Consider the following 26,492-nt stretch of genomic DNA (forward strand, 5'->3'; position numbering starts at 1 on the left):
TGATCGGCGGCCTCCTGGATACTTTCGTCATCCCGGCCCGCAGGCCGGGAGCAAGGCTTACTTGGCGGCCTTGGGAGCGGCTTCCTTGACGGCCTTGGTGGCGGTCTCGGTGGCCTTCTTGGCGCTTTCCTGGGCTTGCTTGACGCTGGCCTCGGTCAGCTTCTGGCTTTCCTGGGCGAACTCCTGCTGGAGAGCCACTGCCTTCTCGGTATCGTCCTTCAGGCGCTCGGTCAGCTCCTTGGTGACTTCCTGCTGGCCTTCCAGGTAGCTCTTGAAGCCTTCGGCGTCCTTGACCTCTACCAGCTTGCGCAGCTGCGCCAGGTTGGTGTCGGTATAGGCCTTGGTGGCCTCGAGCTGGGCATTGACCATCTTCTCGGTGAAGTCGACGGACAGGGCAGCGAAGGCACGCGCCGGAGCGATGAACATGGACTCGACCTGAGCGGTATCAAACTGCTTGGTGTCGAAGTTGAATACGTTAGTCATGATGGGAACCTCCAAGGGTTCTGTTGCCATGGAACGGGCGATCCCCGTCCTGATGCTGTGCATCCTAGCAGGCACTTTTGTGCAGTGCAACATAATCTTTCCACATCGACGCCCCGCGGTGTTGCAACGAGGCGTATCCCCAGCATCTGACGCCCTGTTCGGCGATGGGAGGAGCATAGGAGATGGGGCCAGGCTCCGTCTCCGATCAGCCAACCCCACCAGGGTGAAGATCCAGTTGCCTGCGCCGGCCAGCAACGGCTCGCGCTCCACGATAGCGACGATGTAAGGTGGCACTGAACGTAGCCGTAGCCAGCGCAGAAGAAGTAGGCGGCCAGCAGCATCCGCTGAAGGCGCACATAGGCGGCGCGGCAACGTGCTGGTGGCCTCCGAAGGCACCGGGCGGGTCGCAGAATACGGGGGCGGCCTGACCCGGCTGCTCGATTCGCCGTTCGGTAGGCACCCATGAACCCAGGCTATACCAAATGGTATGTGCCCGGGGTACAGCCGGGGGAATGACTGCTATGGCGACAACGGTATTGATCTATTACGACTTCCGCATGCTCGGTCACAATCCACACGGCTGGGACCCTGACCGTCCCGAGTGGACTGACGCCGTCAAGGCGATGATTGAGCTTCAGTACCCCAATGCCAACCTGGACACCTATAGCCATCCGGAACGTCCGGGTCGGCTGACGGCGATCGTCGATCGGCTGCTTAACGGGCCTATCGCCGGTGTGCGCTGGATGCTGCCGGCCACGGCCAGCGCCACCCAGCTAGAGAGGGCACATGATGCGGCCTATGTGGCCCATGTCGAGTCGCTGGACGGTCAATCCGGCTGGCTGGCCAAGGACACGACCGCCGTATCGCCGGGCAGCGTGACAGCGGCCCGCCTGGCGGCCGGCTCCGGAATCAGCGCGATCGAAGCTATCACCGCCGGTGAAGCCCAGCGGGCGTTCTGTATCGTGCGTCCGCCGGGCCACCATGCTCCGGCCGACCGTGCCAGGGGCTTTTGCCTGTATAACAACCTGGCGGTCGCCGCGGCGCATGCACGCAAGGCGCTCGGCTATGACCGAGTCATGATCTGGGACCTGGACATGCACCACGGCAACGGTACCCAGGACATTTTCTATGACGATCCCAGCGTGCTGGTGGTCGATAGCCACTGCGCGGCACCGTTCTACCCGGGCAGCGGCCTGTTGGCCGAAACCGGCGCCGGAGCGGGCGTTGGCTACCACCTCAACGTGCCGCTGCCCATGGGGTTTGGCAACGCCGCGCTATTGGAGGTGTTCGAGCAGGTGGTACGACCAGCAGCGCACGCATTCCAGCCCGAACTCCTGCTGATCTCCGCTGGCGTCGACTGTCATTACCTCGACATGGTCTGCACCATGGACGAGACCGGCTATGCCGCCGTCACCCAGCGCCTGTGCGCCCTGGCCGATGAGCTCTGTGACGGCCGACTGGTGATGATGCTGGAAGGCGGCTACAACGCGAAGGCATTGGCCGACAGCACCTATGCGGTCATTGACGCGTTGGCAGGGAATCCGGTGAGTGCCCTCAACGTCCTGCCGGACGACCCAGGTTCTGCTGCCGTGGCCGACGCAGCGGCCTTCCACGCGACGTCCATCGCCACACTGGCGCCCGGCGGCACTGCACGCCGTCTGTCCCGGTGACACCGCTAGCCGGGTCTCGGGTTGGGACACCAGGCGCCCTGAGCCTGACCGCTAAACATAGAAGTCCAGCTCTTCCTGGGCTTTCAGGAGGTCCCGCATCTTGATGGGGTCGTCACCAAAGAAGAAGACCAGGCCCCAGTGAGTTCCGTAGGCCAACCGGTCAGGCACCGTCTCTTCTGTCGGCGGGACCAATTCGTGCGATTCGAAGTAGGGGTGCTCGATCGTTTCCTTGGGCATTTCCAGCCTGCTGATCACCCGACGCCTTGGATACACACCGAAGCAACCGGCGTAGCCCTTCGCGTCGACCACTTCGCGGGGGAAGAAGCTGTCCACCTCTTCCTTGGTGCTTTTCGGGTCGAACACCAACATCGATGCTTGATACGCATTGAATCCGTAGACTCGTTCGATCAGCTCGAAAACCTTGAACCCGGGCGGGCGATACGCGACTTCGCCAAAGTACATTTCGCCGTCAGCAGTGACGAAGTACTCGGGATGAATAAACCCGAACTTGATGTCGAAGGTCTTGATCAGCAGCTCGATCTGCCTGGTGATCGCGTTGCGCCAGCTCTCGAGCTCTCTGGTAGCGGGGACGAACACCGAGTAGCCCAGCGTCACGTATTCGGAAATGTTCAGGAACTTGATCTTCCCGTCATGGATCCAGGCCTCGACGGCAAACTCCCAGCCACTCAGGTGACTTTCCATCAGCAGGGGATATTCTTCCGCCGGAATGGCGTCAATATCTTCTATCTTGCGAATCATTCGGTGGCCGAGGCAGCCGGCCTTGTCGAATGCCTTGACGTGAATCGGGTCGTCAGGGTCACCCTCAAGGTGGAGCAGTGTCTGGTTGACGCGTCTCATGAAGCGGACGATGTCCTCCTTCTCGTACGCCTCCTCGAAAATCCCGACACGAATGCCGCCAAGCTGTGCACGGCGCTTCATCAGCGCCTTGTCACGAAACAGAATAGACTGGCCGTACATATGAGGCTCATTGAAGAGGACCGAGTTGATTGCCCCTGACCACTCGACGGTTTCCTCGAACAGCGGTATGGCGACATCGACGCCCTCCGCCTTCAGCCTTTCCGCAATCTCCATGGACCGATCGTTCAGACGGGTAAAATCCCATGGGATGAAAGGGATCTTGTTGGCCGTACAGAAATCTTCCGCCCAGTCAGGAGCCACCACGATATAGCGGCGGTCGAACTTCTGCGCAGCCTTGATCGCATTGACGCTCCAGCCAAGCAGGGCGATGTAGCCCTTGTCGGGATCCTTTGGCGTTTCCGTCCCACGAACCGAGTCCATGGTGGGATCGCGCCAGGCTGATACATCTCTGGATAATGGAGTTTCTGACGTTACCGACATTCGAGCCTCCCCTTGCTGATTAACTCAGCACGACACCCACAATGTAACGCACCAACTGAGCGGACCCGGTAGTCAAGGCAGTTCTCATCGGGCAGATTCAGCGTTTCAGTGCATTCCAAGCATCAACGTAAAATACAAACCTGCCCAGGGACAAACTGACGCGGCGGCACCGCCACACGGCAGTTCTTCCATGAGGCGGCCGACCGCCACCACACTGCCCCATGAGAGGGTCGACAGCAGTCTAATGACATTAGGCCTGCCCCCGGTGACCCGACCTCCCCTTCATTCACTCCGCCGCTGTCACCTTCCCCTCGGCATCCAGCCGCTGGGCTGTCTGGTCCACCCGACGCAGCCACACCAGCAGCAGCGCGCCCAGCGCCACGAAGCCGCCGGCCAGCCACAGGCCGATGCCATAGTGGCCGGTGGCCTCGGCGAGCATGCCGGTGAGCGCCGGGGCGATGATCTGTGCCGCCCCATAGGCCAGGGTCATGCGCCCCATCAGCCGCGCCGGGCTCTGGGGATAGAGCCGTCCCGCCATGGTCAGCACCAGGCTCACGCAGCCCAGGAAGGTGCCGCCGTAGAGCACGGCGCTGAGCAGCACCATGCCGAGGTGCGTGGTCAGCGCGGGCAGCACGATGCCCACCACCTGCAGCACCATGGCGGCCACCAGCGCCCCCAGGTAGCCGATGCGCCGGGCGACCAGGTCCCACAGCATCACGGCCGGGGCGGCAGCCAGGCCCACCAGGGCGAAGGTCCAGTTGCCCGCGCCGGCCAGCAGCGGCTCGCGCTCCACGATGGCGACGATGAAGGTCGCGCTGATCACGTAGCCGTAGCCGGCGCAGAAGTAGGCGGCCAGCATCAGCCGCATGAAGGTGCGCGTGGGCGGCGAAGCGGCGTGCGCATGGCCACCGCCGGCGCCCGGAAGGGGCCTGGCGGGGCGCGGCAGCCAGCGCCAGGCGGGCACCAGCAGCGCCAGCGCCAGGGCGCCGAACCCCCACCACTGCGCCCGCCAGTCGAACGACAGCTGCAGCATCAGCTCCACCGCCAGGGCCGCCACCAGCATGCCGAGCCCCACCCCGGCGAAGTGGATGCCCAGCTCGCCGCGCTGCCGGTGGGCGATCAGCCAGTGCAGGATCAGCCCCGAGGCGAGCAGCATCGAGGCGCTGCTGGAGAGCCCGGCCACGAAGCGCAGCGCGGCCCAGGCCCAGAAGCTGTCGGTCAGCGCCATGCCCGCCGTGGAGAGCACCGCCAGCACGAGCCCCAGGCGGTAGAGGGTGTCCTTGAGCCGGATGCGGTGGATCGAGGCCGCCATCAGGGCCCCGAGCATGTAGCCGGCATAGTTGAGGGCGGCCAGCCAGCCGCCGTCGGCCTCGCTCATCCAGGTCTGCTGTTGCATCACCGGCAGCAGCGGCGTGTAGGCGAAGCGCGCCACGCCGATGCACAGGATCTGGCTGAACACCCCGGCCAGCAGCACCCTGAAGCGAGGGGAAAGAGGGAAAGGTCTCGCCATGCCTGGCTCTCCTGGGGGACGGGTGAGGCCGCGTCCTGGCCCCACCGAAACGAAAGACCCCGCCGGCGCGGCGCCGGCGGGGTCTCAGGGTAAGGGGAAACGGGCGCCGCGCGGATGCGACCTTAGGCGCGCCGGGGCTCAGGCCTCGGGATCACGGGGCGCGCGCCGGCGTCGCCGCTCGCCCAGCCGGGAGAACGCCCGGCGCACCGGCCGCCACAGCCGGCTGAGCAGCCACAGCACGGGCAGGCCGAGCACCAGCCAGGGGGTGAGGAACACCACCACCAGGATGACCTGACCCACCGACTCGAAGAACAGCGCCACGCTACGATCCAGCGCCCGCCACAGGGGGGCGAGCACGCCGTGCTGGCGGGGCTCCACCCAGCGCTGCTCCTGGAAGCTGGCGGTGATCGCCACGGTGTCGGTGACGCGGGCGAGGTGGCGCTGCTGGCCCTGCATCGACTCGATCTCGCCCTGCACCCGGGCGAGCTCCCGCTCCACCTGCAGCAGGTCCTGGATGCGCCGCTCGCTGAAGCCGCGCCCCTCCCGGGCCAGTTCCTGGAGCCGCTCGCGCAGCACGATCTGCTGGGCGAGCCGGGCCTCGGTGTCGATCATCTGCTGGGTACGGTCGTTGCGGGTGATCTCCACGCCGCTCAGCGCCGGCGATTCGGCCACCAGTCGCACCGGCTCGGCCTCATCCACCCGGTCGCGCGCCACGCGCATGGCGAGATAACCGCTGGCCAGGCCGTGCCGTGGCGTCTGCAGGCGCCCCTGCTGCACCTGGCAGTCAAGGCTGACCAGGCAGGCCTCGTGGGTCTCGCGATAGGCGGCCAGCAGGGCATCGGCCGCCTCGAACTGCAGGTTGTAGCCGCGGCGCTCCTCGATGCGGGCATCGGGCGCCTCGCCGTCGCCCGGGAGGGCGGCACCGGCGACATCCGCCTGGCGCAACATCGCCTCGCCGGAGACGCGTGCCGCCTCCGGGGCCACGTTCGGTCGCGGGGGGCCGTCGAGGGGGGGCGCGCCGCCGTCGCAGCCCGCCAGGCCCAGGACGGCGGCCAGCAGGAGGAGCGGCAGGAGACGACGAGGGGATCGAAGCTGGGCAGGCATGGCGGGCGGTCATCCATGACGGGTCAGGAACCTCTATCGTAGCACCCCGCCCACCCCGCAGACGCCGCGCCCTGCCCCTTGGTATTCTCGATGGGTATATCCATAGCGATTGACGAGGGACCGCCATGTGGGATGAACGCTACGACACCGACGACTACCTCTACGGCACCGAGCCCAACGACTTCCTGCGCGAGCGGGTGGACCTGATCGGCGAGCCGCCGAAGCGGGTGCTCTGCCTGGCCGACGGCGAAGGGCGCAACGGCGTCTACCTGGCCCGGCTGGGCCACCAGGTCCTCTCGGTGGATGCCTCGCCGGTCGGCCAGCGCAAGGCGGCCCGGCTGGCCGAGCGGGAGGGCGTGCCTCTCGAGACCCTGCTCGCCGACCTCACCGAGCATGTCTTTCCGGCGGAGGCCTTCGATGCGGTGGTGTCGATCTTCTGCCATGTGCCCTCGGCCGGGCGGCCGCACCTCCATCGCCAGGTGATCCGCACCCTGGAGCCCGGCGGCATCCTGATCCTGGAGGCCTACACGCCGGCCCAGGTGCCGCGCGACACCGGCGGGCCCGACACCCCGGATCGCACCCCCACCGCGACGGAGCTGGAGGCGGCCTACGCCGACCTCGAGATCCTCTGGAGCCGCGAGTTCGACCGCCCGGTGATCGAGGGCCGCGGCCATACCGGCCTGGGGGCCGTGGTGCAGTTCGTCGCCCGCAAGCGCTGAGCCCCGGCGCCCGGCCCGTCACTCCTGTGCCGTCGGCAGCAGCGCCTCGCTCGACTGGCCCAGCAGGCGCTTGACCAGGGGCGACTCGAAGCGCCGGCGGATGGTGATGGCGTAGAACTCCTCGAAGACACCGGGCAGGGCGCCGAAGTCGGTCAGCGTGCCGGCGCGCAGCTCGTCGCGGACCACCACCGGCGGCATCACCGCCAGGTGGTGGGTGTCGCGCGCCAGCAGGCGCATCATGGCCATGTCATCCACCTCGGCGATGATCGTGGGCGACAGCCGGTGGTAGTCGCACAGCTGGTCGAAGGCCTGGCGCACGCTGCTGTCGGGGCCGGGCACGATCAGGCCGCGGCCGCGCAGCCCCTCGGGGAACGCCGGCAGCGGGGCGAGGCTGGAGGCGCCGATCAGGCCGACCGGCTGGCGCGTCAGCCGCTGGGAGCGCCACGGGTGCTGGTCGTCGCCGCGCACCGACTGGTTGGCGAGCACCACGTCGAGCCGGTGGGCGGAGAGGCGGCGCAGCAGGTCGTCCAGGCCGCCGCTTTGCAGGCTCAGCTCCATGTCCTCGCGGTCGAGCAGCGGCCGAAGGAACTCCTCCTGGAAGTTACGGGACAGCGTCGCCACCGCCCCCACCCGGATGACCTCGCGATGCGCATGGCCGCCCTCGGTGAACAGCGCGGTCAGCTCCTCCCCCTGGCGGAAGATGGCGTCGGCGTAGTCGAAGGCCAGCCGCCCCGCCTCGGACAGGCGCAGCTGGCGCCCCTGGCGGAGGAACAGCTTCTGGCCCAGGCGCTCCTCCAGCTGCCGGATCTGGTGGGAGAGCGCCGACTGCGAGACGTGCAGTGACTCGGCGGTGCGCGTCAGGTGGCCCGACCGGGCGACCTGCCAGAAGTGGTAGAGATGGTGATAGTTGAGCTTCATGCCCGCCCCTCGGCGGCTGGACGGCCGCATCGTTCTCTTTAAACGAACTATAGCTTCTATATTAACTATTTTTCGCAACGATGCGGCGGCGGCATGATACGGCAAATCTTTCGTGTAAGGAGCCGTACCATGACGAACCTGCTCGACGCCGCGGTCCATGCGTCGCTGGCGGCCTGGCTGGCCCTGCCGGTGGCCCTGCTGATCCTAGCCGGCGTGTCCGTCCGCCTGGCCACCCCGGAGCGCCAGCAGCGCTGCTGGCGGATCGGCCAGGGGCTGATGATCGCCAGCTTCGCCGCCAGCGCCCTGATCGGCGGCCTGCTGGTGGCCGATGCCGCCGGCGTGGCCACCGGGTTGCCGGAAGTCGCGGCTCCCCTGGGCCTCTATCCGGATGGGCTGGCGGTGTGGATGGCGCTGCTGATCAGTTTCCTCGGTGCCGTGCTGCTGCGCTTCGCCGACGGCTACCTGCAGGGGGACCGTGGACGCGCCCGCTTCCTGCCCTGGTGCCTGGTGGTGCTGGCCAGTGTTCTGCTGCTGGTGTTCACCCATCACCTGGTGGTGATGCTGATGGCCTGGTTCGGCGTCAGCCTGGCGCTGCATCAGCTGCTGACCCTCTATCCCGATCGCGTCGAGGCGCGGCGGGCCGCCTGGCAGAAGTTCGCCGTCAGCCGCCTGGGCGACCTCTCCCTGCTGGCCGCGGTGGGCCTGATCTACCACCACTACGGCAACCTCGAACTGCCGGTGCTGCTGGCCCAGGCCGCGGCCACCCCGGGCGAGGGCTGGGCCCTCGAGGCCGCCTCGCTGGCCCTGGCCCTGGCCGCGCTGTGCAAGTGCGCCCAGCTGCCGCTGCACGGTTGGCTGATGAAGGTGATGGAGGCCCCCACCCCGGTCTCGGCGCTGCTCCATGCCGGGGTGATCAACCTGGGCGGCTACCTCTGGCTGCGCCTCTACCCGCTGTTCGACGGCATCACCCCGGGACACCTGATGCTGATCGCCATCGGCGGCACCACCGCCATCGTCGCGGTGATGGCCATGCTCACCCAGGCCTCCGTCAAGCATGCCCTGGCGTGGTCCACCTGTGCGCAGATGGGCTTCATGCTGTTCGAGATCGGCATGGGGGCCTACACCCTGGCCCTGGTGCACCTGCTCGCCCACTCGCTCTACAAGGCCCACTCCTTCCTCGCCAGCGGCCGCACCGTGCGCGCGGCGCGGACCTCCCGGCTGACCCTGGCGCCCCTGCCGGTGCGCCTGGCGATGGCCGGCCTCACCGCCGGCGTGGCGGGGGCGATCCTCTTGGGGTGGCCCGCGCTGGTCAGCCACAACCCGGTCCTCGGCGCCCTGCTGATGCTGGCGGTGGGCAGCACCCTGCTGGGGATGCCCGCCGGGCTGGGCCGTCCTCAGCGCCTGGCGTTGGCCGCCATGGCGCTGTCGCTGGTGCCGCTGTATGCGCTGCTGCACGCCCTGGTGTCACCGGCCCTGCCGCAGGCGGTCGAGCCGCTCACCCTGGCCTCCGGCCTGCTCGGCGCCGCGGTGCTCCTGACGCTGGTAAGCCTGGCCCTGCTGGCCATGCTCGAGCCCCGGCATGCCGCGATCGCGCCCTGGCGGATCCACTTCCGCAACGGCCTGTATGCCCACCTGCCGCTGGAGCGCGCCATCGATCGCCTGACGCGCCACCGCCGCCCGACCCCCGCCCGGATCGACACCGTCACCGTCAAAGGAGAGTGGTCATGACCTCGTCCGCCCTTGCAGCCTCGTCCGGCATCGACGAGGCACAGCTGGCCGCCCTGTCGCGTGCCGGCGAGCAGATCGCCCCCAGCTGGCCGCTCGACCGCTGGATCGCCGTCAACCCCTGGTGGGGCATGAAGGCGATGACCATCGAGGATGCCGAGGCCCGCCTGCGCGACGCCGCGGGGGTGAGCCTGACCATGCCGGCCGCCTTCTATGAGGAGGCCTGGGCCAGCGGTCGCATCCGGCCCGAGGACCTGCGCCGCGCCATCGCCCTGCGGGGCACGGCGCTGGAAGAACAAGCCCTGCTGGCCTACCTGACGCATGCGACCCGGCTGGAGCATGCTCCCCAGCCGACGAGGCGCTGCGCGAGCGCCTGGGAGCTGGCCGGCGAGGCGGCCGGGGATGGCCTGCAGGCCGCCGGCGACGCCTTCGACGCCGTCGCGGAGAGCTGCACCGACTATTTCGACCATCACCAGCAGCGCTGGGAGACGGCGTCGGGCGAGACGCTCTATGGCCACTGGCGGATGCAGACCCGGCACGACCGGCGCCTGAGCGCCGCGCTGCGCCGTCACGTCGCGGCGCTGCCCGCCGACACGGCGGCCGCCCGGGAGACCCTGCTCGAGGCCCTGGCACTGTCGCCCGAGGCCCTGGAGCCGCTGGCCCACGCGCTGCTGCTGCGCGTCAACGGCTGGGCCTCCTGGTGCCAGGGGCTGGCCTGGCACACTCCCCGTGCCGCGCGCCATGCCGGCATCGACGAGCTCCTGGTGGTCCTGCTGGCCTGGGAGTGGCTGGGACTCGCCCTGCTGGAGGCGCCCCAGCGCGCCCGGTGGCAGGCGCAATGGGCGTCGTCGCCGGCGCCCCAGCGGGTCGAGCGCGAGGCCTTGTGGTGCTGGCAGACCGCCTTCGAGCTGGGCTATCAGCGCCAGCTGTCGGCGACCCTCACCGCCCGCCCCGAGGCGACGCCGGAGGCGGCACAGGTGCAGGCGGCCTTCTGCATCGATGTCCGGTCCGAGCGGCTGCGGCGCCACCTCGAGGCCGCCTCGCCCGAGGTCGACACCCTCGGCGTGGCCGGCTTCTTCGGCATGCCGATCACCCACGCCAGCGCGGGACCGGAACGTCCCCTGGCCCGGGTCCCCGGCCTGCTGACGCCCCGCTACCGCACCGAGGAGTCGCCGCCGCTGGACGATCGCCATCGCCGGCGCTTCCGGCAGGAGGCCCGTCGCCAGAGCATTCGCCACGCCAAGTACCAGGCGCTGTCGACCTTCACGCTGGTCGAGACGACCGGCCTGGCCTGGGGCTGGAAGCTGCTGAAGGACAGTATCCGCCGGCCTGCCCCGACGCCCGCGCCGACGACGCTGGAGGGACCCTTCCACGCCTATGGCGGCGAGCCGCTGACCCTGGAGGAGCGGGTCGCCCTCGCCCGGGGGCTGCTCGACGGCCTGGCGCTGGGAGAGGAGGCGGCACCGCTGCTGGTGCTGGTGGGCCACGACTCGCAGAGCGACAACAACCCGCATCATGCCGGGCTCGCCTGCGGCGCCTGTGGCGGCCAGGGGGGCGGCGTGAACGCGCGCCTGGCCGCTCGCCTGCTCAACGACGCCGAGGTGCGGCGGAGCCTCGCGGCCCGCGGCGCCAGCCTGCCCGACACCACCCACGTGCTGGCGGCCACCCACTGCACCCTGACCGATCGCGTCACGCTGCTGGAGACCGACGCAGTGCCGGCGCGGCTCGGCCCGGTCCTGGCGCGCTTCGAGCAGGCCCTCGAGCAGGCCGGCCGCGCGACCCGCGAGGAGCGCGCGATGGCGCTGGGCGTGGAAGAGACCGGCGACGAGGCGCGCCTCGACGCGCTCACGCGGCGCGGCGCCGACTGGTCCCAGCCGCGCCCCGAGTGGGGGCTGGCCAACAACGCCGCCCTGCTGCTGGCCCCGCGCGCGGTCAGCCGCGGCCTCGACCTCGAGGGCCGGGTCTTCCTGCACGAGTACGACCCGCAACAGGACCCCGACGGCCGCGTGCTGGAGGCCCTCATGACGGCGCCCATGCTGGTGGCCAGCTGGATCAACCTGCAGTACTACGCCTCGGTGGCCGAGCCGTCACTCTACGGCGCCGGCAACAAGCTGCTGCACTCGGTGGTGGGCGGCCATGTCGGGGTGATCGAGGGCAACTCGCCCCAGCTGCGCATCGGCCTGCCGCTGCAGTCGCTGCATGACGGCACGGCCTGGCGCCACGAACCGCTGCGCCTCAGCGTGGTGATCGACGCGCCGCGGGAGCGCATCGAGGCGGTGCTGGAACGGCAGCCGGTCGTGGCCGAGCTGGTTCACCACCGCTGGCTCTGGCTGTGCCGGCACACCGAGGCAGGGCTGGAGCTGCATACGCCGGAAGGCTGGCGGCCCCTGCATGAGGCCGCCCGGCCTCAGCCGTTGAGCCACCAGGTGGCGGCGTTGAGGTAGGCGGCGAAGCTCACCCAGGCCAGGTAGGGCACCAGCAGCCAGGCGGCCAGGCGCGAGACGCCGGCGAAGCGGCGCAGGCTGAGCACGATCAGCCCCCACAGCAGCAGCAGGTCGAGCAGCGCCAGGCCCATCCAGTGCAGGCCGAAGAAGAGGGGCGACCAGAGGGCGTTGACGCTGAGCTGGGCGACGAAGGGCCAGAGGGTGTGCCACCTGGCCGCGGGGTGAGCGGCCAGGGTGGCGCGCCAGGCGGCCATCGCCATCAGCGCATAGAGCACCGTCCAGGCGATGGGGAAGGCGAGGTCGGGCGGCGTGAGGGGCGGCTTGGCCAGGCCGGCATACCAGTCGCCGGGCGGGGTGGCGATGCCGGTCAGGGCGGCCAGCACGACCAGCGCCAGCCAGCCCAGCAGGATCATCAGGGAACGGGGCGGGATCATGCGTGACATCCTTGCCAGTCGGAGGTCAGGGGAGGCTAGCACACTCCCCTGACCTCCGACTGGCATCGCGTCCCGGGGATCCGGGCGACGGCTATAGTAAGGGGGTCTCGCCACCCCACTTCCGGAGCCCGCCATGACTGCTCGCCTCCCCCTGCACTTCGCCTCCCTCGTCCTGCTGTGCCTGTCCGGCGCCGCATTCGCTCAGTCCGAGCCGGTGGACTACCACGCCTACGAGGATGCCCTGGCCCGGGGCGCCGAGCATGCCGAGCTCTGGCAGGCGGGCTGGACCTCCGTCTATGCCGGCAGCCTGGCGTTCAGCGCCTGGCAGGCCAGCGAGGGGAGCGACGACGAGGCGCGCTTCGATGCTCGGGTGGGCGTGGTGAAGTCGGCCCTGGCGCTGGGCGGCATGCTGCTGGACCGCCAACCCCATCCCGCCGCCTACCGGGAGCTCCAGGCGGGCGCGGACGGCGATATCGCGCATGCCAGACGGCTGCTGCAGTCGGTGGCCGAGGAGGAACGCCAGCGACGCAGCTGGCAGGCACGGCTGGGCTCGCTCGCCGTGAACACCGCGGCGGGGCTGGTGATCGGCGTGGGCAACGACCGCCCCGAGGATGGCGCCATCAACTTCGCCACCGGCATGCTGGTCAGCGAGTTGCAGCTGCGCACCCAGCCGGGTCAGGCCATGGCGGCGGTGAACCGCTTCCAGCCGGTACGGCTGTCGCTCGCCGAGCTCCGGCTGGAGGGCGAGTATGCCTGGCGGGTGGCCCCCGACCGTGTGGGCGTCGTGCTGCGCTACTGACCCCTGCTGCGGCCAGGCCGCCTGCGGTGGCCCGGGCCCGTATTGTTATGTTATAACCTTCGCCGCATTCCCGGAGGCGTTCCCCATGGCACACCCGACCCACCGGCACCGCCCCGAGGGGCCCTGCCACTTCTCGCTGATGTCGCTCTCCGCGGCGCGCCGGCTGCTGCTGGCCGCCGCGCCGCTGGCCGCCCTGTGGCTGGCGGTCTCCTGGGCCGCGGGATGGTGGCAGTGATGGCGCGCCTGCAACTGCACGACCTGCAGCTGGCCCGCGGCGGCCAGACGGTCCTCGAGCACCTGGACGGGCGCTTCATGGACGGCGCCATCACCGCCCTGATCGGGGCCAACGGCGCCGGCAAGAGCACCCTGATATCGGCGATCATGGGCATGCTTTCGCCGGTCGCCGGCCGGGTCGAGTGCCGGGTGCCCCGCGAGCGCCGGGCCTGGCTGCCCCAGCAGCTGGCGCTGGACCTCACCTTCCCGATGAGCGTGGAAGAGCTGATCATGAGCGGCACCTGGCCGAGCCACGGCGCCCTGAAGGGCTACTGCGGCCCCCACTACCGGCGCGGCCGCGAGATCATGGCGCGCCTGGGCATCTCGCACCTGGCGCACCGCCCGCTGGGCGAGCTCTCCGGCGGCCAGCGCCAGCGTGCGCTGCTCGGCCGCACCCTGATGCAGGAGGCCGAGCTGCTGCTGCTCGACGAGCCCTTCGCCAACGTCGACATCGAGACGGTGGACGTGCTGATGGACGTGCTGCGCGACATGGCCGCTCGCGGCGCCACCATCATCGTGGTGCTCCACGACATGGAGCAGCTCGCCCGCCTGGCCGACGACGTGCTGCTGCTCGACGGCGGCCACGGCCGCTGGGTCCGCCCCGATGCCCTGCTCGAGCACCACAGCGGCCTGATCCCCCGGGCACCACGCCTGCCCCTGACCTTTCCGGATGCTTCCCATGCTGGCACTGCTTGACGCCTGGCTGATCGCCCCCCTCGACTACGGCTTCATGCAGCGCGCCCTGGTGGCCGGGCTGGCGCTGTCGCTGGCCGCCCCGCCGCTGGGGGTCTTCCTGATGCTGCGCGGCATGAGCCTGATCGGCGACGCCATGGCCCACGCCATCCTGCCCGGGGTCGCGCTGGGCTTCCTGGCCGCCGGCTTCTCGCTGCCGATGATGAGCCTCGGCGGCATCCTCTCGGGGCTGCTGATCGCGGTGCTCGCCGGCAGCGTGTCGCAGATGACCGGCCACCGGGAGGACTCGGCCATGGCCAGCTTCTTCCTGATCTCGCTGGCCGCGGGGGTGATGCTGGTGTCGATGGGCGGCAGCAGCGTGGACCTCACCCATGTGCTGTTCGGCTCGATCCTGGCCGTCGACTCCACCGCCCTGGTGCTGATCGCCGGCATCAGCAGCCTGATCGTGGTGATCCTGGCGGTGATCTTCCGCGCCCTGGTGGTGGAGTGCCTGGACCCGCTCTTCCTGCGCGGCCAGGGCGTGCGCGGCGGCCTGATCCACGGCATCTTCCTCGGCCTGGTGGTGCTCAACCTCACCGCCGGCTTCCAGACCCTGGGCACCCTGATGGCCGTGGGCCTGATGATGCTGCCCGCCACCACGGCCCGCTTCTGGAGCCAGCGCCTGGAAGGGCTGATCGCCATCGCCATCGCCATCGCCCTGGTGTCCAGCACCGGCGGCCTGCTGATCTCCTATCACCTCAGCCTGCCCTCGGGCCCGGCGATCATCCTGCTGGCCGGTGCCGGCTACGTGCTCTCCGCCCTGTTCGGGCGCCACCACAGCCTCGCCGCTCGCCTGCGCCGCCATGCCATGCCGCTGGGGGCGGCCGACCACGACGGCGCCTGACCCCCACGCGAATCATCTGGAGAACCCCGCCATGCGTCCTTCCCGCACCCTTGCCCGGCTCGCCGGCCTCGCCCTCCTCCTGGCCCTGCCCGCCGCCATGGCGGCCGAGCGCGTCCAGGTGGTCACCAGCTTCAGCATCCTCGCCGACATGATCGAGAACGTCGGCGGCGAGCGGGTCGAGGTGACGGCCCTGGTCGGGCCGGACAGCGATGCCCACGTCTACTCGCCGCGCCCCACGGATGCCCGGGACCTGGCCGAGGCGGACCTGGTGGTCTTCAACGGCCTGCAGTTCGAGGGCTGGATGGAGCGGCTGATCGACGCCAGCGACTTCGACGGCCCGCTGGTGGTGGCCACCGAGGGCATCGAGGGGTCGGCGGCGATGGCCGACGGCCATGACCACGGCCACGACCACGGCCCCCTCGATCCCCACGCCTGGCAGGACCTGGGCAATGGCGAGGTCTACGTGACCAACATCCGCGACGGCCTGATCGCGGCCGACCCGGCCCATGCCGACGCCTACCGGGCCAACGCCGAACGCTACCTGGCGGACATCGAGCGCACCGACGCCGAGCTTCGCGAGCTGCTCGGCGAGATCCCCGAGGAGACCGCGGTGATCACCGGCCACGCCTCCTTCGGCCACCTCGCCCACGCCTATGGCCTGCGCTTCCTCTCGCCCCAGGGGCTCTCCACCGCCGCCGAGCCGAGCGCGGCCGACATGGCGCGGCTGATCGACGTGATCCGCGAGCAGGACGTCCGGGCGCTGTTCCACGAGAACATGACGAGCCCCGCCATGATCGACCAGCTGGCCGAGGAGACCGACCTGCCGGTGGCCGGCACCCTGCATGCCGACGCCCTGGCGAGCGAGGGCGAGGCCAGCACCTGGCTCGGCATGATGCGCCACAACGCCCGGGTGCTGCATGACGCCCTGGCCGAGCCGGGGCAGGGCGGCGACGGCGATCAGGCGCATGATCACGGCCATGACGCCCGGGACGAGGCGCACCCCGACCACGCGCACTGAGCCCCCCGGCCCGCACGATCCCGGCGCGTCCGCCGGCTCCCCTCCGACACGGGCGCCACCTACGGGTGGCGCCCGTTTTGTGACACCATCGAGCCATCCCTCTGTGCCAGGAGCCTCGCCATGCTCGAGTTCCGCCGGGTCACCAAGGCCTATGCCACGCCCCAGGGGCCGCTCGAGGTCCTCGCCGGGGTCGACCTCGCGCTTTCGGCCGGCGAGAGCCTGGCCCTGATGGGCGAGTCGGGCAGCGGCAAGTCGACCCTGCTGCACCTGGCCGCGGGCCTCGACCTGCCCGACCGCGGCGAGGTCCTGCTGGCCGGTCAGGCGATCTCGTCGCTGGACGAGCCGGCGCGGGCGGGACGACGCCGCGAGACCCTGGGCCTGGTGTTCCAGCAGTTCCACCTGGTGCCGAGCCTCTCGGTGCTCGACAACCTGCGCCTGCAGGCGCGCCTGGCGGGCCGCGAGCGGCCCGACTGGACGGCCGAGCTGGTCGAGCGCCTGGGCCTGGCCGGACTGGAGCGGCGCTACCCCGAGCAGCTCTCCGGCGGCCAGCAACAGCGCCTGGCCATCGGCCGGGCCCTGGCGCCCCGCCCGGCCCTGCTGCTCGCCGACGAGCCCACCGGCAACCTCGACGAGGCCACCGCCGGCGAGGTGCTCGACCTGCTGCTGGCGCTGGTGCGCGACACCGGCTGCAGCCTGCTGATGGTGACCCACAGCCCCCGGGTGGCCGCGCCGCTGCAGCGCTGCCTCAAGCTCTCCCGCGGGCGGCTGGCGCCGCATCACCCGTCGGAGCGCGACGCGTGAGCCCGACGCTGACCGCCCTGGCGACCCTGCTCTCCCACTATCGCCGCCACCCCGGCCAGCTGGCCATGCTGCTGCTGGGTCTGTGGGTGGCCGGCGCCCTGTGGAGCGGCGTGCAGGCGATCAACGCCTCGGCCCGGGACAGCTATGCCCGGGCCGAGGCGCTCTTCACCAGCGGCCTGGACCGCCTGGAGCGCCGCGACGGCGAACCGCTGGATCGTGCGGACTTCGTGGGCCTGCGCCGCGCGGGACTGGCCGTCTCGCCGCTGCTGGAGGGCAAGGTGGTCACCGTGCAGGGGGAACGGCTGACGGTGATCGGCATCGACCCGCTGACCCTGCCCGGCGACAGTGCCTTCGCCACGGCGGGCAGCCCATCCACCTCAACCCAAGGCGAGTTGACGGCCTTCTTCACGCCGCCCTGGCAGACCCGCCTGGCGCCGGAGACCGCGGCGCGGCTGGGACGCTCGGGCGAGGCGGCCCGCGGGGCCGAGCCCGCCCTCCGCGACGGCCGGCGGCTGCCGCCGCTGGCCGTCGCCCCGGCCCTGCCGCCGGACACCCTGGTGATGGACATCGCCGCGGCGTCGCGGCTGCTCGGCCGCGGCGACCGGATCAGCCGGCTGGTGACCGAGGCGGGCACCCTGGCGACGGCCCCCGAGGGCTATCGACTGATCCGGGCCGACACCCTGGCCGACCCCGGCGAGCTCACCGCCAGCTTCCACCTCAACCTCACCGCCATGGCGCTGCTCGCGCTGATCGTCGGGCTCTTCATCGTCCAGGCGGCGCTGGGCCTGGCGCTGGAGCAGCGCCTGGGGCTGCTGCGCACCCTGCGCGCCCTGGGCGTGCCGGGCCGCACCCTGGTCGGCCTGCTGGCCCTGGAGCTCGCCCTGCTGGGGCTCGTCGGCGCCCTGGCCGGCATCGCCAGCGGCGTCTGGCTCGCCCGCGCCCTGCTGCCGGACGTGGCCGCCACCCTGCAGAGCCTCTACGGCGCCTCGGTGGGCACCGCGCTGCACCTGCCCTGGCACTATTGGCTCGGCGGGCTCGGCGTGACCCTGGGCGGACTGCTGGTCGCCGGCAGCGGCACCCTGTGGCGAGCCGCCCGGCTCGGGGTGCTGGGGCTCGGCCAGGCCCAGGCCTGGCGCGCCGGCTTCCAGCGCCAGCTGAGGCGGCAGGCCGTCGCCGGCGCCCTCGCCGCCCTGCTGGCCCTGGCCACGGGGGCCTGGCTGGCCACCCGGCCCGCGGGCGAAGGGCTGCTGGCCGGCTTCCTGCTGGTCGCGGCCCTGATGCTGGCCTGCGCCCTCTGGCTGTCGCCGCTGCTGGCGGCGGGCCTGGCGTGGCTGGGAAGGCTCGCCCGGCACCGCCCCCTGGCCCAGTGGGCCCTGGCCGACCTCGAGCTCCAGCTGCCGAGGCTATCGCTGGCCATGATGGCGCTGCTGATCGCGCTCTCCGCCAACCTCGGGGTGGGCAGCATGGTCGGCGGCTTTCGCCTCACCTTCCTCGACTGGCTGGACCAGCGGCTGGCCGCCGACCTCTACCTGCGCCCCCCGGTCGAGCGGTTCGACGAGGTTCAGGCCTGGCTGGCCCGCCGCGACGAGGTCGCCGAGCTGCTGCCCACCGCCGGCACCGAATCGGTGCTGCTGGCGCGGGAGACAGGGGGGCAAGAAAAGGGCGAAGGCGAGGGTGAAGGAAAGGGAGAGAGCGGTCGCCGCGCCCCGCGGCTCCCGGTCACGCTGTTCGGCATCACCCCGGGCGAGCATCTCACCCCGACCTGGCCGCTGCTGGCGACGATGGCAGGCCGGGACGCGGCCTGGGCCGCCCTGACGGCCGGCGAGGCCTTCATCAACGAGCAGCTGGCCCTCGGCCAGGGCATCGCCCCCGGCGACCGGCTCACCCTGCAGGCCCCCGGCGGCCGGGAGCGGGTGACGGTGGCCGCCATCTACCCGGACTACGGCAACCCCCGCGGCGAGGTGGTGCTGGCCACGTCCCGGCTGCGCGAGCGCTTCGCCGCCCCGCCCGGGTCCGTTGGCATCGTGCTCGCCGAGGGACAAGAGGCCGCCCCGCTCACCCGGGCGCTGACCGCCCGCTTCGATCTCGACGACGAGGCGCTGATCGACCAGCGCCGGATCAAGGCGCTCTCCACCGACATCTTCGAGCGCACCTTCGCCATCACCCGGGCCCTCAATGCCCTGACGCTGGCGGTGGCGGCCCTGGCCCTGCTCGCCAGCCTGCTGGCCCAGGCCCGGGAGCGACGCCGCCGGCTGGCGCCGCTCTGGGCACTCGGCGTGCCGCGCCGGGCACTCGCGGGCCTGCAGCTGGCCCAGTTGGGCGGGGCGGCGCTGGTGACCAGCGTGCTCGCCGTGCCGCTGGGGATCGCCATCACGACCTGCCTGGTGACGGTGATCAACGTGGCCGCCTTCGGCTGGCGCCTGCCCCTGCACGTCTTCCCCGGCGAGATCGCGCTGACCCTGGCCACCGCCCTGGTCGTGGCGCTGCTGGCGGCGGGGCTGCCGGCCCTGACGCTGTGGCGCACCCCGCCCCGGGCCCTGCTGGCCGAGGAGGAGACCACATGAGGCGAGGCATGAGGGCATGGCCATCGTGGCTGCTGGTCGCGCTGCTGGCGGGCTGCGGGGAGCCGACGCACCCTCCCCCGGCCGAGGGCTTCGCCGGGCTGGGCGCCGAGGCCGGCGGTTTCGTGCCGGCCGCCCCGGGCACGGCGCTGCGCTTCCCCGAGGATCACGGCGCCCATCCCGACTACCGGCTGGAGTGGTGGTACCTCACCGCCAACCTCGAGGACGCGGGCGGGGAGCCACTGGGCGTGCAGTGGACGCTGTTCCGCCAGGCCCAGCGGCCCCCCGACGAACGAGCGGAATCGCCCGGCCCCTGGTCCGTCGACCAGCTGTGGATGGCCCACATGGCGGTCTCCCGGGGGGCCATCCACCGGGTCGCCGAACGCTTCGCCCGAGGCGACTCCCGCGAGGCGTCGCCCGAGCGGGACCAGGCCGGCGTCACCGCGCGGTCCTTCCGGGCCTGGCTCGACGACTGGTCGATGGAAAGCCGCGTCGAGGACCCCGCGCGGGATGCCCTGGACCGGCTGACGGTCCGCGCCGGTGCCGGGGCGGGCGATGACGCCTTCGGCTACCGGCTGACCCTGGAGGCAGAGGGCCCCCTGGTGCGCCACGGCCAGGGCGGCTTCAGCCAGAAGTCTGCCGACGGTCAGGGCTCGATCTATGTCAGCCAGCCCTTTTTCCGGGTCGCCGGCGAGGTCACCCTCGAGGGCGAGACCCGCGCTGTCACCGGCCGCGCCTGGCTCGACCGCGAGTGGAGCAGCCAGCTGCTCGGGCCGGAGCAGACGGGCTGGGACTGGTTCTCGCTTCACCTGGCCGACGGCCACAAGCTGATGGCCTTCCGCCTGCGCGGCGGCGGCGAGGCGGGCGGCGACTACCTCTCCGGCACCTGGATCGCGCCCGACGGCGAGGCCACGCCGCTCGAACATGACGCCCTGCGCCTGAGCCCGCTGGCGCGACAGCCGGTGGCGGGCCGCGAGATGCCGACCCGCTGGCGGCTCCAGGTCCCGGACCGGGGGCTCGACCTGATCGTCGCGGCACCCCACGCGGAGCGCTGGATGCCCACCACGGTGAGCTACTGGGAGGGCGAGGTGCGGGTCACCGACCACGCCAGCGGCGAGCCGCGAGGAGAGGGGTATCTCGAGATGACCGGCTACTGACTCGGGGCTCTGGCGCAGCCGCGCTGCCTACCGCGCCCCGGAGGCCAGACACCCTTCCACCGCGGCGCCCGCAGCGGCGATTGTTCGACATTGTCGGACAATGTCCACCCGGCAAGACATGAGCGCATCCGTCGTCAAACCGAAGATGACGCCACAACCCCATGAAAGATCGGGCCAACTCCAGAATCTGGCACCCATGATGCTTTAGTCGGAGTACAACATTCGACCCGGAGCCATCACATGGGCGCATCCATTTCGCTTGACTACATCACCCACCGGTTTTCCTCCGGGGCCGCGCCTACCCTTCAGCAGATCGAGGGACGGGTCGAGCCTGGCGAACTGGTGGCGCTGATCGGGCGCAGCGGCTGCGGCAAGTCCACCCTGCTGCACATGCTGGCGGGCCTGCTGATTCCCTCGGAGGGCTGCGTCCGGATCAACGGTCACCAGGTGGCCCGCCCCAGCGCCAAGTGGAACATGATGTTCCAGAAGGCCTCGCTCTACCCCTGGATGAGTGTCGAGGAAAACGCCGCGCTCGGGCTGCTCTTCGCCGGCATGTCCAAGCGTGCCGCCGCCGAGCGCGTCGACACCCTGCTAGAGATGGTCGGTCTGGACGACAAGCGGGGCGTCAACGTCCAGAGCCTGTCGGGCGGGCAACAGCAGCGGGTCGCGCTGGCCCGATCGCTGGCCACCGACCCGGATGTCCTGCTCCTCGACGAACCCTTCTCGGCCCTGGATGCCTTCACCCGCGCGGCCCTCCAGGAGGAGGTGCCGGCGATCTGCCGTGAGCGCGGCATCACCATGGTGATCGTGACCCACGACATCGACGAGGCGGTCACCATGGCCGACCGGGTGCTGATCATGTCGCAGAACCCCGGACGGGTCGTGGAGGAGCTGGATGTCGACCTGCCCTGGCCGCGCCGGCACATGGACAACGGCTTCCAGTCGTTGCGTGAACGACTGATGCAGCGCTTCAAGACCACGGATGACAGACCGACCGGGCATTCAGCGAAGCCGGCCGGGAAAGACGGCTCCGAACACGCCGCCTGATCGCCATCCCCCCTTTTCCCTGGTTCACCATCGCCACAGGCCCCCACCATGAAAAAACAACATCCCGATAGCGACACGATGTCCCCCGAGGAACTGGCATATCTTCAGAAACATGAAATGAGCCGTCGCGACTTCCTGCTCGACAGCATGGCGATGGGGGGGCTTGCCACCTCCCTCGGCCTGACGGCCAGCAGCGCCGCCTGGGCCAGCAACCTGCAGGCGCCAGAGGATGAAGTGGTACGCATCGGCTATCTGCCCATCACGGACGCCACGGTGCTGCTGGTGGCTCACGAACAGGGCTTCTTCGCGGAAGAGGGTCTAAAGAGCGAGCCGCCCACGCTGATCCGCGGCTGGTCGCCCCTGGTGGAAGGCTTCGCCGCCGGCAAGTTCAACCTGGTGCACCTGCTCAAGCCGATCCCGATCTGGATGCGCTACAACAACGGCTTCCCGGTGAAGATCATGTCCTGGGCACACCTCAACGGCTCCGGGCTGGTGGTGGGCCGTCACACCGAGGTGGAGAGTTTCGCCGATCTCGGCGGCAAGCAGGTGGCGGTCCCCTACTGGTACTCCATGCACAACATCGTGCTGCAGATGGGGCTCCGGCATGCCGGGCTCACGCCGGTGATCAAGGCGCAGGGTGACACGCTGGCGCCTGACGAGGTCAACCTGCAGATCCTGCCACCGCCGGACATGCCGGCGTCGCTTGCCGCCCGCAAGATCGACGCCTTCATCGTCGCCGAGCCCTTCAACGCCGCCGGAGAAATGCTGGCAGGCGGCAAGATGCTGCGCTTCACCGGTGACATCTGGCGAAACCACCCCTGCTGTGTGGTCTGCATGAACGAACAGCAGGTCAACGCCAAGCCGGCGTGGACCCAGAAGGTCATGAACGCCATCGTGAAGGCTCAGGACTATGCACAGCAGAACAAGCGGGAAGTCGCCCACATGCTGTCGCGGGATGGTGCCGGCTATCTGCCCATGCCGGCGGCAGTCGTCGAACGCTCCATGACGCACTATGACGACGATAGCTATGCCACGCCCGATGCCATCCAGCACGCCGACTGGGGCAGCGGCCGCATCGATTTCCAGCCCTGGCCGTTCCCGTCGGCCACCCGGCTGATCGTCGAGGAACTGCAGCACACGCTGGTCGGCGGCGACACGAGCTTCCTGCAGGACCTCGACCCCGACTTCGTGGTCGATGACCTGGTCGACTACCGCTTCGTCAAGGCCGCGATGGAACATCACACCGGCTGGCAGCAGGCGCCGGGCTTCAATGCCGACAATCCGTTCGCGCGTGAGGAGGTGATAAAGCTATGAGCCTGGTCGACTCTGCCGCACCCCGTCTTGCCGCCCAATCCAGGGTATCGAGCTGGCTGCAGCAAAGGCTCACGGCCCTGGCCTATCCCGCCTGCGGCATCGGGATTCTGCTGGCCCTGTGGTGGCTCGGCGGCTACCTCATCAACCGCAACCCGGACCTGATGGCCTTCTCCGCCTTCGCTCCGGGGCCCACCTTTGACGCGCTGGTTGCGCTGGTCGCCGGAGGCGAGCTCTGGCAGACCATTGCCTCGAGCCTGCAGCGCATCCTGGCCGGCCTCTTCTGGGGTATCGTGATCGGGGTGCCGACGGGCGTGCTGGTCGGGTATGTGGGTACCGCCATGAAGGTGGCCAACGTGCCCTTCCAGTTCCTGCGCATGATCAGCCCGCTGGCCTGGATGCCCATCGCCGTCCTGGCGTTTCGCACCTGGGATGCGGCCATCATCTTTCTGATCGTGATGGCCACGGTCTGGCCGATCATCTTTTCCACCGCCCATGGGGTACGCCGTATCGACCCGAACTGGTTCAAGGTGGCTCGCAACCTGGGGGCCTCGGGCCCGCAGATGCTGCGCCAGATCATCCTGCCGGCCATCATGACGGATGTCATGGCGGGTATCCGCCTGGCCGTCGGCGTGGCCTGGGTCGTGCTGGTGCCGGCGGAATACCTGGGCGTGACCAGCGGCCTCGGCTATGCCATCAATGATGCCCGGGATATCCTGGCCTACGACACCCTGGCCGCCATCGTGGTGGTGATCGGCATCATCGGCTATGGCCTGGATTCCCTATGCAACATGCTGATACAACGCTTCAACTGGCACGTCGAATAGGCGCTCGACGCTCGCTTTCCCACCCTGTCGGACCCTCCGGGTGCCGGTGGGGTGGTTCACGTTTCAGCCAGGAGCCTCCGCCATGGAGCCTGTCTCACCGCCTCTCCCCGGTCCAATGACCACGACGTCCCGCGACCCGGGCGACGGTGCCGCGGACCTGACCTTGCTCCACGAGGCCGCCAAGCTACTGGGCCAGTCCGCCACCCCCGAACTCGCCATTACCGGCACGCTGCGCCTGATGTCGCAGATGCTGGGCCTCAACCGTGGCCGCGTCCTGCTGCCCGGTCCCGACGACCAGGCGGTCCTGCAGATTCGCTACAGCTATGGCCTGACGCCCGAAGAGGGCAAGCGGGGGCACTATCGCGCGGATGAGGGCATCACCGGCAGGGTCATGAGGACCGGGCAGCTGGCCGTGATCCAGAACATCGAGGAGGAGCCGGACTACCTGTTCCGTGCGGTGGACCGGACCACCCTGCCGGAGGGCGTCGTCGCCTACATCGCGGTGCCGATCATGGACGGCAGCATGCCGCTGGGCGTGCTGGCCTGCCACCGACTGCGGATGCGGCCTCGCCCGATCCAGGCAGACCTGGTGATCCTGCAGATCCTCAGCACCATCATTGCCCAGATTCTCAGGATCAACAGCCTCATCGATGAGCGCACGCGGCTCTTGAAGGATGAAAACCAGGAGCTCAAGGAGACCCTGCAGAAAAGCCAGACCAATCACGGCATCCTCGGCGAAAGCCCGGCCATTCGCGATGCCCTGCGCCAGGTGATGCGGGTGGCCGATACGTCGGTCAGCGTGTTGCTGACCGGCGAGTCAGGCACCGGCAAGGAGCGCTTCTCGCACCTGCTGCATCTCAACGGCGCCCGGCGAGACCAGCCCTTCCTGGCCATCAACTGCGCCGCCATTCCCGAGCAGTTGCTGGAATCGGAGCTGTTCGGCCATGAGCGGGGCGCCTTCACCGGCGCCACCGCCACCAAGCAGGGCAAGATCGAGATGGCCCACGGCGGCACCCTGTTCCTGGACGAGATCGGCGATCTCAACCTGGAACTGCAATCGAAGCTGCTGCGCGTGCTCGAGAGCCAGGTGATACAGCATGTCGGCGGCGTCAAGGATATCCCCGTGGACGTGCGCATCATCACCGCGACCCACCAGAACCTCCAGGAGGCGGTCAACCAGGGGCGCTTTCGTCTGGACCTCTTCTATCGCCTCAACGTGTTTCCGATTCACCTGCCGCCGCTGCGCGAGCGAGAGGGTGACACCCGCCTGCTGGCCCGACACTTCCTGCTCGGCGCCAACCGGGAGTATGCCCGCTATACGCGGTTCGGCCAGGGGGTCATGGAACGCCTGGAGAGCTATCACTGGCCGGGCAACATTCGACAGCTCGAGAACGTCGTCAAGCGCGCGGTGCTGGTCGCCCAGCAGGGCGAGATCCGCATCGAGGATATCGAGACGATCCTGCATCAGGAGTCGGCCGTCAGCGGCCACCCGGAGGCCAACCGGGCGGTTCCGGCCACCGCCAGGCATTCGCCATCTCCGTCATCGGCGCCTGCCCAGGGATCCGGCCACCCCCAGCCAAACGGCCCCTCTCGCCCCTACCAATGGGTGCGCGAGGACGAAGCGGCGATGTTGCAGGAGGCCCTGAAACGCACGGGGGGCAACAAGACGCAGGCCGCGGCCGTGTTGGGCATGACCCCCCGGCAGTTCCGCTACCGGCTGGACAAGCTGGGCCTGCACGACGATTGATGCTGCCGGCGGGTCTCGCGGGACAAGACGCGATGCCGATGAGCGGAATCCGTCACCCTCAAGGGCGCTGTCACTTCCCGTCCCGATGAGGGGTCACGAACGGCTGGTGCAGCATGCGATCCAGCCGCAGGTCATGCGGCTCCCTGAAGGCCTCGATGCCGATCGTCATGCCGAGCTGCCCGGCCGCGGGCTGGTCTCGGTAGGTGCCGAAAAGTCGATCCCACCAGGGCAGGTTGAAGCCGAAGTTGCTGTCGGTTTCCTCGCGGACGATGGAGTGGTGGACACGGTGCATCTCTGGCGTCACCACCACCAGGCGAAGACGGCGGTCGACCCCGGCCGGCAGGCGGACGTTGCCGTGGTTGAACATCGACGTGGCATTGAGCAGCGCCTCGAAGACCAGGACTGCCAGCGCCGGCGCCCCGAGCAGCGTGATCACGACCAGCTTGATCCCCATCGACATCAGGATCTCCAGGGGATGGAAGCGCAGTCCGGTGGTGACATCACATTCCAGATCCGCATGGTGCATGCGATGCAGCCGCCAGAGCCAGGGGACGGCATGGAACAGGCGGTGCTGGAAATAGATGGCCAGGTCCAGCCCGACCACGGACGCGATCAGGACCAGCCACATCGGGGCATCGACCACATTGAAGAGGCCCCATCCCCGCTCGGCCGCGACCAGGGCGGCACCGACCGCGGACAGGGGGAAGACCAGACGCACCACCAAGGTGTCCAGGGCTACGATCGAAAGGTTGCCTGGCCAGCGGTGGCGGCGATCCATGCGCTGGGGCCGACGCCTGGCAGCGACTTCCCATAGCGCAATCGCCAGCAGGAAGACGGTGAAGACGGTGCCGCGAATCAGGGGTTCATGAGCCAGCAGCATGGCTGACATGGCGGTGCCTCCTGTCACGATACATCGGTCGCCTGTCGTCTTCCGTCTCCAGGGATCCGGAGGGAGCCGTCATGCCGGTCACTCCCTCGCGTCTACCGATCAGGGTCATGTCTCGGTTTC

At 69.7% G+C, this 26,492-nt stretch carries 23 protein-coding genes; 16 read left to right on the top strand and 7 right to left on the bottom strand.

Translation table 11 applies throughout. The annotated features are described in order from the left end of the window. Positions 1-57: 57 nt before the first annotated feature. Positions 58-483: a phasin family protein gene (locus tag BOX17_RS06705; RefSeq protein ID WP_071946710.1), complete on the bottom strand. Its 426-nt coding sequence runs from the start codon at positions 481-483 to the stop codon at positions 58-60. A 521-nt stretch (positions 484-1,004) separates the two neighbouring features. Here BOX17_RS06705 and BOX17_RS06710 point away from each other — a divergent pair. Next, positions 1,005-2,153 (top strand): histone deacetylase family protein, encoded by a 1,149-nt coding sequence (locus BOX17_RS06710; RefSeq protein WP_083582098.1) that lies wholly within the window; start codon positions 1,005-1,007, stop codon positions 2,151-2,153. Positions 2,154-2,204: 51 nt separating this feature from the next. Here BOX17_RS06710 and BOX17_RS06715 read toward each other — a convergent pair whose 3' ends face one another. From BOX17_RS06715 to BOX17_RS06725, 3 genes are all read right to left on the bottom strand, one after another. Next, positions 2,205-3,512 carry a carboxylate--amine ligase gene (locus tag BOX17_RS06715; RefSeq protein WP_071942937.1) on the bottom strand — a complete coding sequence of 436 codons (1,308 nt, stop codon included), beginning with the start codon at positions 3,510-3,512 and terminating at the stop codon, positions 2,205-2,207. 286 nt (positions 3,513-3,798) lie between these two features. Then, the gene (locus BOX17_RS06720) at positions 3,799-5,022 is read right to left on the bottom strand and encodes a YbfB/YjiJ family MFS transporter (protein WP_071942939.1); all 1,224 of its coding nucleotides are present in this window, start codon (positions 5,020-5,022) and stop codon (positions 3,799-3,801) included. 138 nt (positions 5,023-5,160) lie between these two features. Further along, entirely contained in the window at positions 5,161-6,126 is a 966-nt protein-coding gene (locus BOX17_RS06725) for a DUF4349 domain-containing protein (RefSeq protein ID WP_071942941.1), read from the bottom strand. Between the two features lie 125 nt (positions 6,127-6,251). Between BOX17_RS06725 and BOX17_RS06730 the strand changes: the two genes are divergently transcribed. After that, the gene (locus tag BOX17_RS06730; RefSeq protein ID WP_071942943.1) at positions 6,252-6,845 is read left to right on the top strand and encodes an SAM-dependent methyltransferase; all 594 of its coding nucleotides are present in this window, start codon (positions 6,252-6,254) and stop codon (positions 6,843-6,845) included. Between the two features lie 18 nt (positions 6,846-6,863). Here the strand turns inward: BOX17_RS06730 and BOX17_RS06735 are convergent, their stop codons facing one another. After that, positions 6,864-7,763, bottom strand: coding sequence for a LysR family transcriptional regulator (locus tag BOX17_RS06735; protein ID WP_071942945.1), 900 nt, complete (start codon positions 7,761-7,763; stop codon positions 6,864-6,866). Between the two features lie 129 nt (positions 7,764-7,892). On the opposite strand from BOX17_RS06735, the gene BOX17_RS06740 reads away from it, so the two are divergent. Continuing rightward, entirely contained in the window at positions 7,893-9,491 is a 1,599-nt protein-coding gene (locus BOX17_RS06740) for an NADH-quinone oxidoreductase subunit L (protein ID WP_071942947.1), read from the top strand. After that, entirely contained in the window at positions 9,488-11,932 is a 2,445-nt protein-coding gene (locus tag BOX17_RS06745; protein ID WP_071942949.1) for a putative inorganic carbon transporter subunit DabA, read from the top strand. The genes BOX17_RS06740 and BOX17_RS06745 overlap by 4 nt, the downstream gene beginning before the upstream one ends. On the opposite strand, the gene BOX17_RS06750 is transcribed toward BOX17_RS06745, so the two are convergent. Continuing rightward, the gene (locus tag BOX17_RS06750; protein WP_208858099.1) at positions 11,896-12,366 is read right to left on the bottom strand and encodes a TspO/MBR family protein; all 471 of its coding nucleotides are present in this window, start codon (positions 12,364-12,366) and stop codon (positions 11,896-11,898) included. The two genes, BOX17_RS06745 and BOX17_RS06750, sit on opposite strands and share 37 nt — an antisense overlap. 133 nt (positions 12,367-12,499) lie before the next feature. On the opposite strand from BOX17_RS06750, the gene BOX17_RS06755 reads away from it, so the two are divergent. The 12 genes from BOX17_RS06755 (at position 12,500) to BOX17_RS06805 (ending at position 25,483) form a co-directional block, all read left to right on the top strand. After that, positions 12,500-13,165: a hypothetical protein gene (locus BOX17_RS06755; protein ID WP_071942953.1), complete on the top strand. Its 666-nt coding sequence runs from the start codon at positions 12,500-12,502 to the stop codon at positions 13,163-13,165. Positions 13,166-13,250: 85 nt separating this feature from the next. Continuing rightward, the gene (locus BOX17_RS16955; RefSeq protein WP_164508629.1) at positions 13,251-13,400 is read left to right on the top strand and encodes a hypothetical protein; all 150 of its coding nucleotides are present in this window, start codon (positions 13,251-13,253) and stop codon (positions 13,398-13,400) included. Beyond that, positions 13,400-14,134 carry a metal ABC transporter ATP-binding protein gene (locus BOX17_RS06760; protein ID WP_071942955.1) on the top strand — a complete coding sequence of 245 codons (735 nt, stop codon included), beginning with the start codon at positions 13,400-13,402 and terminating at the stop codon, positions 14,132-14,134. The genes BOX17_RS16955 and BOX17_RS06760 overlap by 1 nt, the downstream gene beginning before the upstream one ends. After that, positions 14,118-15,014, top strand: coding sequence for a metal ABC transporter permease (locus BOX17_RS06765; protein WP_071942957.1), 897 nt, complete (start codon positions 14,118-14,120; stop codon positions 15,012-15,014). Before BOX17_RS06760 ends, BOX17_RS06765 begins: the two co-directional genes overlap by 17 nt. Before the next feature lie 31 nt (positions 15,015-15,045). Further along, a complete protein-coding gene (locus BOX17_RS06770; RefSeq protein ID WP_071942960.1) occupies positions 15,046-16,032 on the top strand; it encodes a metal ABC transporter solute-binding protein, Zn/Mn family in 987 nt (328 codons plus the stop codon). Between the two features lie 120 nt (positions 16,033-16,152). Next, positions 16,153-16,833 (top strand): ABC transporter ATP-binding protein, encoded by a 681-nt coding sequence (locus tag BOX17_RS06775; protein WP_071942962.1) that lies wholly within the window; start codon positions 16,153-16,155, stop codon positions 16,831-16,833. Next, on the top strand, positions 16,830-19,397 hold the full coding sequence (locus tag BOX17_RS06780) for an ABC transporter permease (RefSeq protein WP_071942964.1): 2,568 nt from the start codon (positions 16,830-16,832) through the stop codon (positions 19,395-19,397). Before BOX17_RS06775 ends, BOX17_RS06780 begins: the two co-directional genes overlap by 4 nt. An 8-nt stretch (positions 19,398-19,405) precedes the next feature. After that, the gene (locus tag BOX17_RS06785) at positions 19,406-20,551 is read left to right on the top strand and encodes a lipocalin-like domain-containing protein (RefSeq protein ID WP_086830709.1); all 1,146 of its coding nucleotides are present in this window, start codon (positions 19,406-19,408) and stop codon (positions 20,549-20,551) included. Between the two features lie 240 nt (positions 20,552-20,791). After that, positions 20,792-21,598 carry an ABC transporter ATP-binding protein gene (locus BOX17_RS06790; protein ID WP_071942969.1) on the top strand — a complete coding sequence of 269 codons (807 nt, stop codon included), beginning with the start codon at positions 20,792-20,794 and terminating at the stop codon, positions 21,596-21,598. A 117-nt stretch (positions 21,599-21,715) separates the two neighbouring features. Further along, entirely contained in the window at positions 21,716-22,912 is a 1,197-nt protein-coding gene (locus BOX17_RS06795; RefSeq protein WP_244272255.1) for an ABC transporter substrate-binding protein, read from the top strand. Beyond that, positions 22,909-23,736 carry an ABC transporter permease gene (locus BOX17_RS06800; RefSeq protein WP_071942973.1) on the top strand — a complete coding sequence of 276 codons (828 nt, stop codon included), beginning with the start codon at positions 22,909-22,911 and terminating at the stop codon, positions 23,734-23,736. The genes BOX17_RS06795 and BOX17_RS06800 overlap by 4 nt, the downstream gene beginning before the upstream one ends. 82 nt (positions 23,737-23,818) lie before the next feature. Beyond that, complete coding sequence (locus tag BOX17_RS06805) at positions 23,819-25,483, top strand: sigma-54 interaction domain-containing protein (protein ID WP_244272257.1); 1,665 nt, start codon at positions 23,819-23,821, stop codon at positions 25,481-25,483. A gap of 70 nt (positions 25,484-25,553) precedes the next feature. On the opposite strand, the gene BOX17_RS06810 is transcribed toward BOX17_RS06805, so the two are convergent. Beyond that, positions 25,554-26,372 (bottom strand): sterol desaturase family protein, encoded by an 819-nt coding sequence (locus BOX17_RS06810; RefSeq protein WP_071942977.1) that lies wholly within the window; start codon positions 26,370-26,372, stop codon positions 25,554-25,556. Positions 26,373-26,492 lie beyond the last annotated feature (120 nt).

The organism is Halomonas aestuarii (assembly GCF_001886615.1).
Classification (GTDB): Bacteria; Pseudomonadota; Gammaproteobacteria; order Pseudomonadales; family Halomonadaceae; genus Halomonas; species Halomonas aestuarii.